Annotated in this window: 10 protein-coding genes and 1 pseudogene; 8 read left to right on the top strand and 3 right to left on the bottom strand. The window is 41.9% G+C overall.

Annotated features, from left to right (window positions below; translation table 11 throughout):
• Positions 1 to 22: 22 nt before the first annotated feature.
• A complete protein-coding gene (locus BR30_RS0107700) occupies positions 23 to 979 on the bottom strand; it encodes a D-2-hydroxyacid dehydrogenase (protein ID WP_026564517.1) in 957 nt (318 codons plus the stop codon).
• A gap of 209 nt (positions 980 to 1,188) precedes the next feature.
• Here BR30_RS0107700 and BR30_RS0107695 point away from each other — a divergent pair, with 209 nt between their 5' ends.
• Positions 1,189 to 2,400 (top strand): MFS transporter, encoded by a 1,212-nt coding sequence (locus tag BR30_RS0107695; protein WP_026564516.1) that lies wholly within the window; start codon positions 1,189 to 1,191, stop codon positions 2,398 to 2,400.
• Between the two features lie 84 nt (positions 2,401 to 2,484).
• On the opposite strand, the gene BR30_RS0107690 is transcribed toward BR30_RS0107695, so the two are convergent.
• The gene (locus tag BR30_RS0107690) at positions 2,485 to 2,691 is read right to left on the bottom strand and encodes a zinc ribbon domain-containing protein (RefSeq protein WP_026564515.1); all 207 of its coding nucleotides are present in this window, start codon (positions 2,689 to 2,691) and stop codon (positions 2,485 to 2,487) included.
• 142 nt (positions 2,692 to 2,833) lie between these two features.
• Here BR30_RS0107690 and BR30_RS0107685 point away from each other — a divergent pair, with 142 nt between their 5' ends.
• The 6 genes from BR30_RS0107685 to BR30_RS0107660 all read left to right on the top strand — a co-directional run bounded on the left by BR30_RS0107685 (position 2,834) and on the right by BR30_RS0107660 (position 11,723).
• Positions 2,834 to 4,579: a sigma-54-dependent Fis family transcriptional regulator gene (locus BR30_RS0107685; protein WP_026564514.1), complete on the top strand. Its 1,746-nt coding sequence runs from the start codon at positions 2,834 to 2,836 to the stop codon at positions 4,577 to 4,579.
• A gap of 177 nt (positions 4,580 to 4,756) precedes the next feature.
• Complete coding sequence (locus BR30_RS0107680) at positions 4,757 to 6,280, top strand: long-chain-fatty-acid--CoA ligase (protein ID WP_026564513.1); 1,524 nt, start codon at positions 4,757 to 4,759, stop codon at positions 6,278 to 6,280.
• A 197-nt stretch (positions 6,281 to 6,477) separates the two neighbouring features.
• The gene (locus tag BR30_RS0107675) at positions 6,478 to 7,623 is read left to right on the top strand and encodes an acyl-CoA dehydrogenase family protein (RefSeq protein ID WP_026564512.1); all 1,146 of its coding nucleotides are present in this window, start codon (positions 6,478 to 6,480) and stop codon (positions 7,621 to 7,623) included.
• 14 nt (positions 7,624 to 7,637) lie between these two features.
• Positions 7,638 to 8,795, top strand: coding sequence for a thiolase family protein (locus BR30_RS0107670; RefSeq protein ID WP_026564511.1), 1,158 nt, complete (start codon positions 7,638 to 7,640; stop codon positions 8,793 to 8,795).
• Between the two features lie 244 nt (positions 8,796 to 9,039).
• Entirely contained in the window at positions 9,040 to 10,614 is a 1,575-nt protein-coding gene (locus BR30_RS0107665; protein ID WP_026564510.1) for a fatty acid--CoA ligase, read from the top strand.
• A gap of 14 nt (positions 10,615 to 10,628) precedes the next feature.
• On the top strand, positions 10,629 to 11,723 hold the full coding sequence (locus tag BR30_RS0107660; RefSeq protein WP_026564509.1) for a CaiB/BaiF CoA transferase family protein: 1,095 nt from the start codon (positions 10,629 to 10,631) through the stop codon (positions 11,721 to 11,723).
• Between the two features lie 76 nt (positions 11,724 to 11,799).
• Here BR30_RS0107660 and BR30_RS32830 read toward each other — a convergent pair.
• Positions 11,800 to 12,444, bottom strand: a pseudogene (locus BR30_RS32830) (HAD family hydrolase).
• Positions 12,445 to 12,622: 178 nt separating this feature from the next.
• Here BR30_RS32830 and recQ point away from each other — a divergent pair.
• Entirely contained in the window at positions 12,623 to 14,755 is a 2,133-nt protein-coding gene (gene recQ, locus BR30_RS0107650) for a DNA helicase RecQ (RefSeq protein ID WP_026564508.1), read from the top strand.
• Positions 14,756 to 14,785 lie beyond the last annotated feature (30 nt).

Raw genomic sequence — 14,785 nt, 5'->3', positions numbered from 1 at the left:
GGAAAAAGAGTGTCATTCCATGTTAATAACCTTTCGAAAAATCTACAAGATTAATTGGTGGAACCTTACCTGAAAGATAGGCTTTTAGGTTAGGAATTAGAATATTTTCAACTACCCGCTGATTATAATGTTCTGTTGAGCCAGATGTGTGTGGAGTGACGATCACATTTTCCAACTCCCATAATGGGCTTTCATTACTTAACGGTTCCTTCTCAAACACATCAAGCCCAGCTCCAGCAATCATTCCTTCTGTTAGAGCCTGGATAAGGTCAGCTTCCACTACAATCTCACCCCGGCCGATATTAATAAAAAATGCAGAAGCCTTCATTTGCTTAAATTGTTCCGTCCCAAACATTTGATAAGTGTCCTTTGTGAGCGGCGATGTAACCACCACATAATCACAGGCAGGAAGAAATTCACCTAATTGATTTGGAGTATACATTTCATCGACATTGTGGGCAGGCATTCCCGAGTGCCTGACACCAAGAACTTTCATGCCGAAGGCTTTCGCTATTTTTGCTGTTTCTCCCCCAATCGTTCCAACTCCAATGATGCCGATTGTTTTTCCATGGATTTCTTGGCCCATATGGGCATGATGCCAAGTTTTTTTCTGTTGATTTTTGACGTATGTATGGATTTTGCGTGTTAAACCCAGCATCAATGCAAATATCGTCTCGGAGATGGGATAGGCGTGAACGCCATTGGCACTAGTTAAGAGGAAATTTCTAGAATTTAATTCTTCAAGAGGTAAAGAATCAACACCAGCACTCCATGATTGCAACCACTTGAGTTTGGATTGTGGGTCGAGACAGTATTCAGCTAAGCCCTTACTCCAGCCAGCGATAATTTCCGCATCCTTTACATGCTCCTGCCAAATTTGCTTATCCTTGCCAACAATCAATTCCCAATCAGGAATGATATCTTTGATTTGTGAAATGTGATCTTGATCAATATTACGAGTGATAACCATTTTTTTCATCAATGAGGATTCCTCCATTCAGACAATGTTTACTCTAGTTAATGATAACGGAAATCAAAATAAAAGATAAGATTTTTGTTGCAATGTTTTTCCAGAATGCTAATATTCTTTTTCCAGTATCTGTGCTATTATTTAGTGATACGAAGTAAATTTAGATAAGTGAATTGACTTGTTGAACATTTTTTGACGAAGTGAAGGGAGGGGACGGTTTGAAAGAGCGATTGTGGACGAAGTCGTTTATCATGCTCATGGTGGGAAATCTTTTTGTATTTTTGTCATTTCAAATGCTCATTCCTACTCTGCCGCCATATATAAAATCAATTGGAGCTTCAGGACTGGAGATAGGCTTAGTGACAGGATTATTTTCGATTGGAGCGGTGATTAGCCGGCCATTTATCGGCTTTTTGCTTGAGTATAAGCCAAGAAAGTCGCTTGTTGTATTAGGAGCTTTGATGCTCTTCCTAGTTACAATTCTTTATCCAATTTCACAGATTGTGGTGATTTTTCTGTTATTCCGCTTCGCTCATGGTCTTGCATGGGGATGGTCCACAACCGTGAATGGCACTGCAGCAGTAGACGCTATCCCCAATTCGCGGCTGGGGGAAGGGATGGGTTACTTCGGGCTCTCCATGACCATCGCCTACATTGTTGCTCCTAGTCTAGGAATCTTCATTTACAATCTGACCACTTTTGCAAATCTTATTTTTATATCGGCGATCTTAGGGGCTATTTCAATTATCCTGCTTACAGCAGTACGCTATCAAACTCCTCAAGCAGTGATCAATACACGTAAAGAAGATTTGAAGTTTTCTTATATAGGATCTTCGGTTGAAAAATCAAGTTGGTTTCCAGCCTTTATCACCATTATTATCAATCTAGGATATGGCTCAGTTGTAACCTTTATTGTTATTTTTGGTGTAGAGCGCGGCATTGAACAAATCTTTTTGTTTTATATTTTCAACGCAATAATGGCAACATTGGGAAGACCTTTTGCCGGAAGATGGTTTGATGAAAAAGGTCCGATTGGTCTTGTTTTGTTCTGCACATTCTCTACGTTTGTTGGGATGTGGGTCCTTTCTTTTGCCCATTCCAACTTGCTGATTGCCATTTCAGGTGCCTTATTTGGTTTAGGATTTGGCTGCTTGATACCTACACTGCAATCTTGGGCATTACTCATGACACCATCTCATCGGCGAGGTGTGGCGAACGGAATGATCTTCTCGTCCATTGATTTAGGGCTGGGTTTAAGCGGGATAATATTTGGTGTCGCCGCCCAATTTGTTAGCACGGCATCCATTTTTCGGGTTGCGAGTCTTTTTCTCTTAGCGGCAATTATCATGGTTTTAATCATGGAAAGAAAAAAGCGATCTGGATTACGAGAAGACGTTGTGGCAAAGAAAAAGGTCAGGACCTCATTTTAATGAGGACTGACCTTTTTTATCTGTTTATATATTCTCTCTTCTTTTCCGATTTTGCAAATTCCATTAAGAATCCCCTATAATCAATTAACCTCCAAAGAAGAGGTCAATGATATTTGAAGCAGTGGATGTTTTTTTGTTGTAAAACTCTGAGTATCCACAGTTCTTGCAAAAGACAACTGTGAATGTGTTGTGTTGAAGGTCAAACATCTTTGACAGACCGGTTCCTGTCATGGCTACATCTTTTGTTCCTGTATCGCTGCTACCACATTTAATACAACCTTTTTGACTCATAATCTCACTCCTCAAATAAATTCCTCTTTTTATTTACGATTAATCAGACTAAAAGATTCCATGAAAAATAGATATTGTTTAAATATTCAAAAATATCCCTCGCTTTTGTTACAATAAGAATATGAAGAAAAGGGGGGACGACATGGTCCAATTTAACGAGCTGATTACGCCAGTCGACTGCATGGTCACCGAGGATACGCCACTATCTGAGGCTGTCCGTTTAATGAACAACAAAAAGTGGAACCTGTTGCCAGTTATAGACACGAGCGGTAAACTGGCGGGCGTTTTTACGCGAAGCGGCTTATTTCAAATGGTCCTGGAAGGGCAGCCCCTATCTACCCCTATCAAAACTTATATAAAAGAACAAGTTGAAACACTGTCGATTGACACTCCCTATGAAAGTATCGAAAAAATTGTAAAAAAAAGCCTAGTGGGTACCGGTGTGGTTACCGATCATCAAAACCATGTTGTCGGAATCCTCACGAAAACAGATATGGTCATGTCCCTGATGCAAACCTCACAAGAATTAAAAACAGTTAAAACCTTAAAAAGAACATTAGAAACTGCTTTAGACCATGCTTATGACGGAATAGTTATGACGGATGAAAAGAAAAATATCCAGATGGTCAGTCCTCCTCTACTCGAATTTTTTAATCTTAAACTAGAATCCGTTCTCTACAAACCAGTTGCCAAAATATTGCCGGCGCTTCATCTCGACAATGTCTATCAAACAGAAACGGCTGAAATTAGTGGTTTTCTAGAGATTAATGGCATTAAATATATGGTCCATCGAATACCTATCTTAGAGGATGGAAAAGTCATCGGAGCGATTGGAAAAATAGTGTTCAGACAATTAAACGAGGTCAGTGAATTATTTAAAAAGCTACAGAAAGCGGAAAATAGGGCGAGCTTTTACCATCAGCAATTTCAAAAGTCGGAGTCTGCTAGATTTACCTGGGAGCACCTTTTAACGGTTGATCCCTATATGGAAAAATTGAAGAAAAGTGCAGCCAAAGCTGCAAAGGGCCGATCCACCATTCTTATTCGCGGAGAAAGCGGCACGGGTAAAGAGTTGTTTGCCCAAGCTATTCATAATAGTAGTGCAAGAAGTACTGGAAAGTTTATTGTCGTAAATTGTGCAGCAATTCCAGAGGATTTGTTAGAATCGGAGTTTTTTGGTTATGACGAAGGTGCCTTTACGGGTGCAAGGCAAAAAGGCAAACTTGGAAAGTTTGATTTGGCTAATGGGGGAACCCTTTTCCTCGATGAAGTTGGCGATATGTCCATCTCTTTACAAGCCAAGCTCCTCCGCGTGCTTCAAGAACGAGAATTCTATCGGGTTGGTGGAACGGTAAGAATTCAAGTGGATGTCCGGATCATTGCTGCCACTAATCGGAACCTGGAAGAAATGGTTAAAGAGGGCCTGTTTCGAGAGGATTTATATTATCGTCTCAATGTCATTTCATTATATGTCCCGCCACTTCGCGATCGACTGTATGATATAGATCATTTAATTGAGCGGTTTATGATTGAATTAAATCAAATATTAGGCACCAGCATTACGGGAGTGGATCTTAGAGCAAGAGAAGCGATGCTAAGTTATCTTTGGCCTGGAAATGTTCGCGAATTACGGAATGTGATGGAACGGGCCATGACCTTTGCCGAAAATGGGAAAATCATGCTTGAGGACCTTCCCGATTATTTAGTAAAGCAGGTCGCTATGATAAATCCTTCTCAAAATATATCATTAGTTGAAAACGCTGAACTAGAAGCAATTAAAAAGGCACTCGTCCAGGTCCAAGGAAATAAGGTTCAAGCAGCTAGATTACTAGGAATCAGCAGATCTGGTTTATATGAAAAAATTAAAAAATATAAACTGCCTACATAGGAAGAAGAGTGTCCAGAAAATGGACATTATATTGTCCGCTATGTTTGGAAGATACACATCTCGTTATTGAAAGTTGACGCTTTTTCAGGACTACTGAACTACAACATGATTTCTAATATATTGGCATAAATATTGCATAAACACTAGAGTAGTCTTTTTTAAAAGGGGGATTCATTTATGAATATCGGAAGCTTACTAGCCCAAAATGCCCGCAAGTTCCCTGAATTACTAGCGATTGAATGTGAAGGGCGAAGCTATACGTATCGCCAATTTAATGAGGAAGTAAATCAACTTGCTAACGGGTTGTTGAAGCAGGGCGTCAATAAAGGTGACAAGCTCGCATTGATGATGAAGAATTCAGATCACTTTGTATTTACCTTTTTTGCTGCTGCAAGGATTGGTGCCGTTGCCGTCCCAGTTAACTTCCGCCTCACTGCTTCAGAGGTTCACTACATTTTAGACCAATCTGATACGTCGTTGGTTGTGTGTGATAAGGAATTCGAACCCATCATTGCCGCGGCGAAACAAGGTACGGATGTCCGGTTGGTTATTACCGTTGGGGAACCAGAAACCACAGGCTACTATTCTTATCAAGGAATTTTATCGGAAAACAAGTTGGAACCGGATGTGCAGGTGTCTGAGCAGGATGATTTAGAAATCCTGTATACTTCAGGGACAACAGGACGTCCGAAAGGTGCATTGTTTGATCATAGTCAAATTTTTAAAGTAGGAATTGCTGTCGTTATCAACATGGGGATTCGGCAACATGAACGAATTCTCCATCTCGCTCCACTTTTTCACTCAGCCCAATTAAACCTTTTTCTTATTTCAGGCGTAGCACTTGGTGCCAAACACATTATCCATCGCGATTTTCATCCAGTCAAAACACTCCAAGCGATACAAGAACACAAAATCACTCACCTTTTTGCCGTTCCAGCCATGTATAACTTCCTTCTACAAGTTCCTAATGCAGCAGATTATGATTTATCTTCTATAAAAAGAGTCGGCTACGGGGCCGCGCCAATGGCACCGGAACTGGTTAAAAAGAGTATTCAGCTCTTTAAAACCGATCAGTTTTATAACCTGTGCGGCTTGACAGAAGCAGGTCCAGGCGGAATTCTTCTTGATCCAGAAGGTCACGAATTCCATCTTGGTAAAGGTGGGAAACCCATTTTCTTAACAGAAACAAGAGTTGTCAACGAAGAAGGCAAGGATGTATTACCTGGGGTGATTGGCGAATTTATCGTTCGGAGCGATATGGTGATGAAGGAGTATTATAAAAAACCGGAGGAAACGAAGAGTACGTTGAAAAATGGCTGGCTCTATACCGGTGACTTAGCAACAATTGATGAAGATGGGTATATCACATTAGTGGATCGTAAAAAAGACATGATTATCTCAGGCGGTGAAAATGTATACTCTGTTGAAGTGGAATCGGTTCTTTTTGAACATCCAAATGTACTTGACGCTGCCATTATTGGGTTGCCCGATGAGGTTTGGGGCGAGGCGGTCTGTGCAATTATTGTGCCGAAGGAAGGTTCAATAATTGATGAACAGGAATTAAGAAACTTCTGCCGTCAAAAATTAGCAGGATATAAGGTTCCTCGGAGAATTTTTATAGAAAAGCAGCTGCCGCGGAATGCTTCGGGTAAAGTCCTTAAATATCAACTGCGTGAGAAGATGAGAAATGTAACGATTTAGAGATGTGTTTGGGGAATTTTTCTAATAACTGTATAAAAGCATCTGTGATTTGTAAAATAAATCCGAGTTTACGTCTAAAAAAACGTAATTTTGTAAAAAAAGTCTAAGTTTACGTAAAAAATCGTAATTTCCTAAAAAAACTCGGCGTACTTTAAAAAAATGTAAACGTTACCACTTAGAAAGAGAGGTTTTTTTATATGAAGCATCCTTACTTAAATGAAGAACATGAAATATTTCGCAAATCCTTGCGAAAGTTTTTGGACAAAGAAGCATATCCCTTTTATGAGAAGTGGGAGGAGGACCGGATGATTCCGCGCTCCTTTTGGAAGAAGATGGGCGAACAGGGTTTTCTTTGCCCAGATATCGATGAAAAGTATGGAGGCAGTGAGGTCGACTGGGGATTTGCGGTGGTCATTAATGATGAGCTGGAACGAGTCGGCTCAGGTTTAGTCGGGATTGGCCTCCATAATGATATTGTCGTCCCTTACATCACTGCCTATGGGTCAGAAGAACAAAAGCAGCGCTGGCTGCCGAAATGTGTGACAGGTGAAATCATTACTGCGATTGCCATGACGGAACCAGGCACAGGATCTGACCTAGCGAACATTAAAACAACCGCTAAACTTGACGGTGACCACTATATTGTTAATGGCCAAAAAACGTTTATTACCAATGGAATCCAATCTGACCTCATTGTTGTCGCCGTTAAAACGGACCTAAATGCTGTGCCAAAGCATAAAGGAGTCAGCCTGCTCGTCATTGAGAGAGATGCACCTGGATTTTCACGGGGGAGAAAGTTAAACAAAGTCGGTCTTCATTCCCAAGATACAGCCGAATTGATCTTCGAAGATTGCCGTGTCCCGAAGGAAAACCTGCTCGGAGAGGAAGGCAAAGGCTTTCTCTATTTAATGGAAAAACTCCAACAGGAACGTCTACTTGTAGCAATTGGGGCGCAAACGGCGGCTGAAGTAATGCTGAAAATGACTATTGACTATGTAAAAAGCAGAGAAGCGTTTGGAAGACCAGTCAGCCAGTTCCAAAACACCCAATTCAAAATCGTAGAAATGGCTACGGAAATTGAAATGGGCAGAGCCTTTTTGGATCAGTTAATTGCTGAACATATTGAAGGGAAAAACGTTGTTACCAAGGTCTCAATGGCCAAATGGAAACTAACCGACATTGCAAAAAGGGTTGCCGCAGAATGCATGCAGCTCCATGGCGGTTATGGATATATGGAAGAATACGAGATTGCGAGACGATTCCGTGATATTCCTGTTTCTAGCATTTACGCCGGAACTAACGAAATAATGAAAACCATTATTGCCAAAAATCTAGGATTATAGAGAGGGAGATTAAGATGCGTGAAGTAGTAATTGTGGAAGGTGTCCGTACACCAGTTGGAAGAAGAAATGGCGTCCTAAAAGATATCCGTCCGGATGATTTATCAGGGTTGACGTTAAAGGAACTAGTCAATCGAGCGGGGATTGACCCAGCGCTTGTGGATGATGTCATTTGGGGGTGTGTGACTCAAGCAGGGGAGCAAGCAGGGGATATTGCCAGAGTGGCTGCGTTAATCGCGGGCTTCCCAATTGAAGTCCCGGGGACAACGATTGACCGTCAATGTGGTTCAAGTCAACAAGCCGTACATTTTGCTGCACAAGCAATCTTGGCCGGTGATATGGACGTGGTGATAGCCGGCGGTGTAGAAAGCATGTCGCGTGTTCCAATGGGTTCCAACTACAAAGGGGCTGAGGATCCTTTTAGCCCTAATTTAAGGTCAAAGTATGAAATGATCCATCAGGGACTATCAGCCGAGCGGATTTCAGAAAAATATGGGTTTACCCGTGAGGTACTTGATCAATTTTCCCTCGAAAGCCATCAAAAAGCACTAAAAGCACAGGAAGAGGGGTATTTTTCAAGGGAGATTTTCCCGATTGAGGTAAAGCTTCCAGACGGAACCTCCACCGTTATCAAGGATGATTCAGGGCCGAGAAAAGGAACATCTTTAGAGGCATTGGCTGGACTTCGTACCTCCTTTAAAGAGGATGGAGTGATTCATGCCGGAAATTCCAGCCAAATAAGTGACGGGGCAGCAGCGGTACTGCTCATGTCTCTTGAGAAAGCAGAAGAACTTGGATTGAAACCGCGCTTCCGTGTTCACACACGCGTGGTGGTCGGCTCAGATCCTACTTTGATGCTGACAGGACCGATTCCAGCTACACAAAAGGCACTAGAAAAGTCCGGCTTATCCATTGATGATATTGATGTGTTTGAAGTCAATGAAGCTTTCGCCCCTGTCACACTTGCTTGGCTGAAAGAGACAGGTGCAGACCCTGCGAAACTAAATCCCAATGGCGGAGCGATAGCCCTCGGACATCCACTAGGCGGCAGCGGTGCACGTCTATTGGTGACGATGATGCATGAATTGGAGCGAACTGGCGGGCGCTACGGATTGCAAACTATGTGTGAAGGTCATGGGATGGCAAATGCCACGATTATTGAGCGTTTAGATTAAGAGATTTTTAGATTCGCTGATAGAACAGGGGAATTCGCTGATAGGCCGGCAAAATTCGCCGATTGGAGAGGAAAATTCGCTGATAGGCCGGCAAAATTCGCTGATAGGCCGGCAAAATTCGCTGATTGGAGAGGAAAATTCGCTGATAGGCCAGCAAGATTCGCTGATAGCCCAGCAAAATTCGCCGATAGACCAGTAGAAATAGCTGATAAACCAAATTAAATTCGGTAACGGAGGCAATCCAATGACGACAACGATTGGTAAAATCTTTGATTTGACGGTGAAAAAGTATCCGAACAAACAAGCTATTTACGATGTCCGAAAAAATGTCCGCTATACGTATAAGGAATGGAGCGAGCAGGTGAATCGACTTGCTAATGCCCTCTTAAAAGAAGGAGTGCAAAAAGGCGACCGTGTCTCTACCTTCATGTTTAATACCGAAGAATTAGGGACAGCTTTTTTCGCCTGTGCAAAAATCGGGGCTATCTTCAATCCTATTAATTTCCGATTAACGTCAGAAGAAGTTGCCTATATTCTTTCAGATGCAACTCCAAAAGCCGTTCTTTTTGAAAAGGCGTTAGAGCCAGTCATCTCAGCAATCGCCAGTCGCTTTGAGAAAACCTCCTTTTGGTTTATTGATGAAGGAACGCCAACGTACGCACAAAGCTACCAAGAAAAACTGGCCGCCTCTTCAACTGAAAATATTCAAGCAGACGTGAAGGAAACCGATTTGTATGCCTTTATTTATACCAGCGGGACAACGGGAAGGCCCAAAGGAGTCATGCACACCCACCGTAATATGGTAGACCAAAGCGTATTCTGTATTGCATCATGCAAACTTAGAGCAGAAGATGTAGGTCTCGTCACAGCACCGATGTTCCACTGCGCTGAACTACATTGCGCCTTTCTGCCAAGGATTCATGCAGGAGCCAGTAATGTCATTTTGCATCAATTCAATCCAAAAGCGATTCTCCAGTTAATTGAACAAGAAAAAATCTCAAAATTCTTTGCCGCGCCCACCATGTGGAATATGCTCCTTCAAGAGGACCTAGGCAAGTATGACTTATCAAGTCTACAACTTGGATTATACGGTGCGGCCCCAATGGCACCAGCACTTGTTCATGCGCTCCATGACAATCTAGGAATCTCATTAATTCAGGCCTATGGAATGACTGAAATGGGCCCAGCCATTACCTTCCTTTCAGAGACTGACCAATTGAGGAAAGCAGGTTCTGCTGGTCAAGCAGCCCTTAGCCATGACATTCGGGTGGTTCGTACGAGAGAAGACGGTCCATCAGATCCAGATGACATTGTACCAGTCGGAGAAACCGGTGAGATTATTGTGAAAGGACCATGTATGATGGTTGGTTATTTCAAACTTGAAGAAGCGACGGAAAAAGCATTGTATAAGGGTTGGTACCATTCCGGAGATATCGGTTATCTTGATGACGAGGGGTATCTTTATGTCAATGACCGTGTCGATGACATGATTATTAGCGGCGGTGAAAATATTTATCCAAGGGAAGTGGAAGACGTCTTACATGCCCACATTGGTGTCCTGGATGTGGCAATTGTTGGCCAGCCGAATGACCGCTGGGGTGAGACAGTTACGGCGTTTGTTGTCAAAAAAGATGCAAAGGTCACGGAGCAGGAACTGGATGAATACTGCAAAAATAGTGACCTGCTCGCTAATTATAAACGTCCGCGAAAGTATATATTCTGTGAGGCTTTGCCACGAAATGCCAGTGGAAAGATTATGAAATTCATTTTAAGAAAACAATTGGAGGAGCTTTTTACTCCAGGCACTACAAATTCGTAAAAGAGGGTCCTAATATGTTAAAAGGTATTAAAGTCATTGATTTCACAAACTATTTGCCAGGCCCATTCGCAACCTTACGATTAGCGGAACTGGGTGCAGATATCATTAAAGTGGAGCCGCCCGAAGGGGATCCTGCACGACATACAGGGATCTCTAAGCAGGGGGACGGCTTCGTTTTTCTAGCTAACAATCGTCAGAAAAAAAGCATTATCCTTAACTTAAAGGAGAAGGATGGGTACGACACCGCACTTAAATTAATTGCTCATGCTGATGTCGTCCTCGAAAGCTTTAGACCAGGAGTAATGGAGAAGCTCGGTTTAGGATATGAGGCGGTTCAAAAGGTAAGGCCGGATATTGTCTACTGCTCGATATCCGGTTATGGACAGAAAGGGCTATTAAGTAAACTGGGTAATCATGACATCAACTATATGGCGTTAAGCGGGGTTTTGGCCCAGTTTAAAGACAAAGTAGGCAAACCTGTCCATCCTTCGATTACTTTGGGCGATTATTTAGGGGGCTTCGCGGCTAATGAACGGATCTTAGCTGGGCTCGTTTCCAGAACCTTAACCGGAAAAGGAAGTTATCATTCTATCTCCATTACCGACCAACTTGTATCGTTATTAGGGAACCATGTCCTGGTTGAACAAGAAACCGGAGTAGGAAATGGCATTGATGTACTTAACGGAAGCATTGTGTCTTATGCTTTATATGAAACAAGCGACAGGAGGTTCATGAGCATTGGCGCACTCGAACCAAAGTTTTGGATTAATTTTTGCCGGGCTCATGGTCGTGAAGAATGGATCCAAGCCCATTATTCCTTAACAGATGAGACTAACCCTGTTTTTCTGGAACTCACTGCTCTTTTTAAAAGGAAAACCTTCTATGAGTGGGTTGAATTTGCCCAAAAGGTCGATTGCTGTATGGCCCCTGTGCTAGAAATTGGGGAATTAGATACCAACCCCTACTTCCGAGAAAAAGAACTGATCTTTGCTTCATCCTGGGGAGACTATCAAGTAAAAATGCACAGTGACCTGGAGCAGCAATCCATTGCCCCGCCGCCCCAAAAGAACGAACATAAAGATGAAATATTGAGTAATATCTTAATATAAAAAGAGAAAATAGACTGCCAAGGATACATTGGCAGTCTATTCTATAGTATTAATTGTAATTGTAATAGTTTCAGGTTTATTTGATTTCCTTAAAGCTAAAACCACCAAAGGCTTCTGACCGAAACGCTTTTTCATGGAAGGTTAAAAAAGATGTAACCTGATTCGGAACCACTATACATTTCATTCCAGCTTCGATTGCAGCCATGGCTCCATTAAGGGAATCTTCAATTGCCAGTGCCTCATGCGGCTCCACTTGCATATCCTCTAAAGCCTTTAGATATAGCGCAGGATCGGGTTTAACTTTAACAACGTCTTCTCTGGTTTTAACAACAGAGAAATATTCCCAAAGATTAAACTGCCTTAGGAATCCTTCTACCCATTCTCTCGAGGAACTAGAGGCGAGTCCAATTCGGTAACCAAGCTCCTTTGCCTCCTCTAATTTTTCAACAACACCTTCACGCACTTCTAAAATTCCCCTTTTTTCTAAAAAACGTTCCCTCGCTAATTGATTTATTTCCTTCTCATCAATCTTCATCCCTGTCTGAACTTCAATGTATTGAAAAAAAGCTTAATCAGTCGTCCCGATACTTATCGCAAACTCCTCTAACGGCAAATCAATATTGAATTTATCTTTTAACAATTCCTCAAATACCTGAAACCAAATTGTCTCCGTATCAATAATTGTTCCATCAAAATCAAAAATCACAGCTTTAATGGCCATGGTCTCCTCCATTCTTGTGATTCACAAAGTTATTTAGTAGTTTGATTATAAATAAATTTCTTATTTTTGTCGCAAATTTAGCAAAGATTTACTTATTTTTATAGCATAAATGCTTTTTAAAAATCGAATGACTAGCAGTATAATAGAGTAAGCTGAAAAATGAAAGGAGGAAAAAATGTTGTTTGAAAAAGCATTACCCTTACTAGAATCCCACTTCGGTTATAGCTCCTTTAGGACAGGGCAAGAGCAGGCCATTCGTTCCGTTTTATCTGGCAAAAATACAATCACTGTCATGCCAACGGGTGGTGGGAAATCGATTTGTTATCAGATTCCTGCACTTGTCTTACCGGGTACCACGATTGTTATTTCCCCACTAATTTCTTTAATGAAGGATCAGGTAGATGCCCTCATTCAAGTCGGTATTCCCGCGACATTTATTAATAGTTCGTTAAGTTATGGAGAAGCAAATAAGCGGATGAATGAAGCTGTCCAGGGAAAATACAAGCTTTTATATCTTGCACCTGAACGATTGGAATCCCATGATTTCCTTGAAGACCTTTACAGCATGGACATCCCATTAGTTGCAGTGGATGAGGCCCACTGTATTTCACAATGGGGCCATGATTTTCGACCAAGCTACCGCCATATTCAAGAGTTAATTAATAGCCTTCCACAAAGACCCATGGTATTAGCTCTTACTGCTACAGCCACACCAAAGGTTCGGGAAGATATTTGTGATTTATTAGGCATTGATGAAGAGAATACGATTATTACCGGATTTGAACGTGAAAATTTATCATTTACTGTCATCAAGGGTCAGGATCGGGACAAATTTATCAAAGACTATCTGAAGAGGAATGATAAAGAAGCAGGCATTATCTATGCTGCAACCCGCAAGAATGTCGACCAACTCTATGAAAGACTTATAAAAGCTAATATTAAGGCAGCACGTTATCATGCCGGGATGGGTGATGTGGAGCGGAACCGGGAGCAGGAACGATTCTTAGCAGATGATGCAACGGTGATGGTTGCGACCTCTGCGTTCGGTATGGGGATTGACAAATCCAATATCCGCTATGTGATTCACTTCCAGCAGCCAAAGAATATGGAGAGTTATTATCAGGAAGCTGGCCGTGCCGGCAGGGATGGTTTGAAGAGCGAATGTATTCTTCTCCATTCCTCACAGGATGTCCAGATACAACGTTTTTTGATTGATCAGTCCAGTGATCGAAGCCGAATGACTCAAGAATTAGAAAAACTCCAACTAATGGTCGATTATTGCCATACAGAAAACTGTCTCCAGGAATTCATTTTAAAGTACTTTGGTGAAACAGAGACTGAGCCATGCGGCAGATGCGGCAACTGTTTGGATACTAGGACAAGCATCGATGTAACGAAGGAAGCACAAATGGTGATGTCCTGCGTCATTCGGATGGGGCAGCGCTTTGGAAAAACCATTACGGCCCAAGTGCTAACGGGGTCGAAAAATAAAAAGGTAACAGAGATGAATTTCGACAGGCTGCCAACCTATGGAATCATGAAGGATAGAAGCTCAAAGGATGTCAGTGACTTCATAGAATTTTTGATATCACAGGAGTTAATAGCAATCGAACAAGGGCAATTTCCTACCCTGTTCGTCTCTCCAAAAGGAAAAGATATCCTCTTAGGTAAGCAACAGGTCCATCGCCGCGAAACTGTACAAGTGAAACAGGTAGCCAAAGATGACCCATTATTTGAGGTATTAAGAGAGGTTCGGAAGCAAATTGCGGAAACTGAGAAAGTACCGCCGTTTGTGATCTTTTCTGATGCTTCCTTAAAGGATATGTGTGCGAGGCTGCCTAAGACGACGGAAGAATTTTTACAGGTGAGCGGCGTAGGGGAACTGAAGTTAAAAAAATATGGTCTAGAATTTATTCAAGCGATCCGGACCTTCTGCGAAACCAATTCAGACTATCAGAGTGAATTGGCACCTGTTGAGAAAGCCCCAAAGAAGCCTGCCAAGAAACCTGGGGTAACTGATTCGCATTTGGAGACATTAAAACTGCATCAGGAAAATTTATCAATTGAGGAGATTGCCGAGCAGCGTGATTTAGCGGTAAGCACAGTAGAAAATCACTTGCTTCAAAGTGCACAACATGGTTTAGAGGTAGATTTTACGAAGTATATTCCGACCGAATATATGACGCTTTTGGAAAATGCCTTGGCGGAAGCTGGCCGGGAGCGATTAAAACCAATCAAGGAACTGCTTCCAGATGAAGTTAGTTATTTTATGATTAAAGCCTATGTATATTTTATTAGCAAAAAGAAATAAGAAAAGGCACATATTAGTGAATCTCACCTG

Source organism: Bacillus sp. UNC41MFS5, from assembly GCF_000686805.1.
Note: the sequence above shows the minus strand (reverse complement) of the source record. Positions and strands in the feature narration are given on the sequence as shown.

Coding starts and splice junctions, on each gene's coding strand:
- BR30_RS0107700 (WP_026564517.1), bottom strand. CDS start 979: ATGAAAAAAATGGTTATCACTCGTAATATTGATCAAGATCACATTTCA.
- BR30_RS0107690 (WP_026564515.1), bottom strand. CDS start 2,691: ATGAGTCAAAAAGGTTGTATTAAATGTGGTAGCAGCGATACAGGAACA.
- BR30_RS0107685 (WP_026564514.1), top strand. CDS start 2,834: ATGGTCCAATTTAACGAGCTGATTACGCCAGTCGACTGCATGGTCACC.
- BR30_RS0107680 (WP_026564513.1), top strand. CDS start 4,757: ATGAATATCGGAAGCTTACTAGCCCAAAATGCCCGCAAGTTCCCTGAA.
- BR30_RS0107675 (WP_026564512.1), top strand. CDS start 6,478: ATGAAGCATCCTTACTTAAATGAAGAACATGAAATATTTCGCAAATCC.
- BR30_RS0107670 (WP_026564511.1), top strand. CDS start 7,638: ATGCGTGAAGTAGTAATTGTGGAAGGTGTCCGTACACCAGTTGGAAGA.
- BR30_RS0107665 (WP_026564510.1), top strand. CDS start 9,040: ATGACGACAACGATTGGTAAAATCTTTGATTTGACGGTGAAAAAGTAT.
- BR30_RS0107660 (WP_026564509.1), top strand. CDS start 10,629: ATGTTAAAAGGTATTAAAGTCATTGATTTCACAAACTATTTGCCAGGC.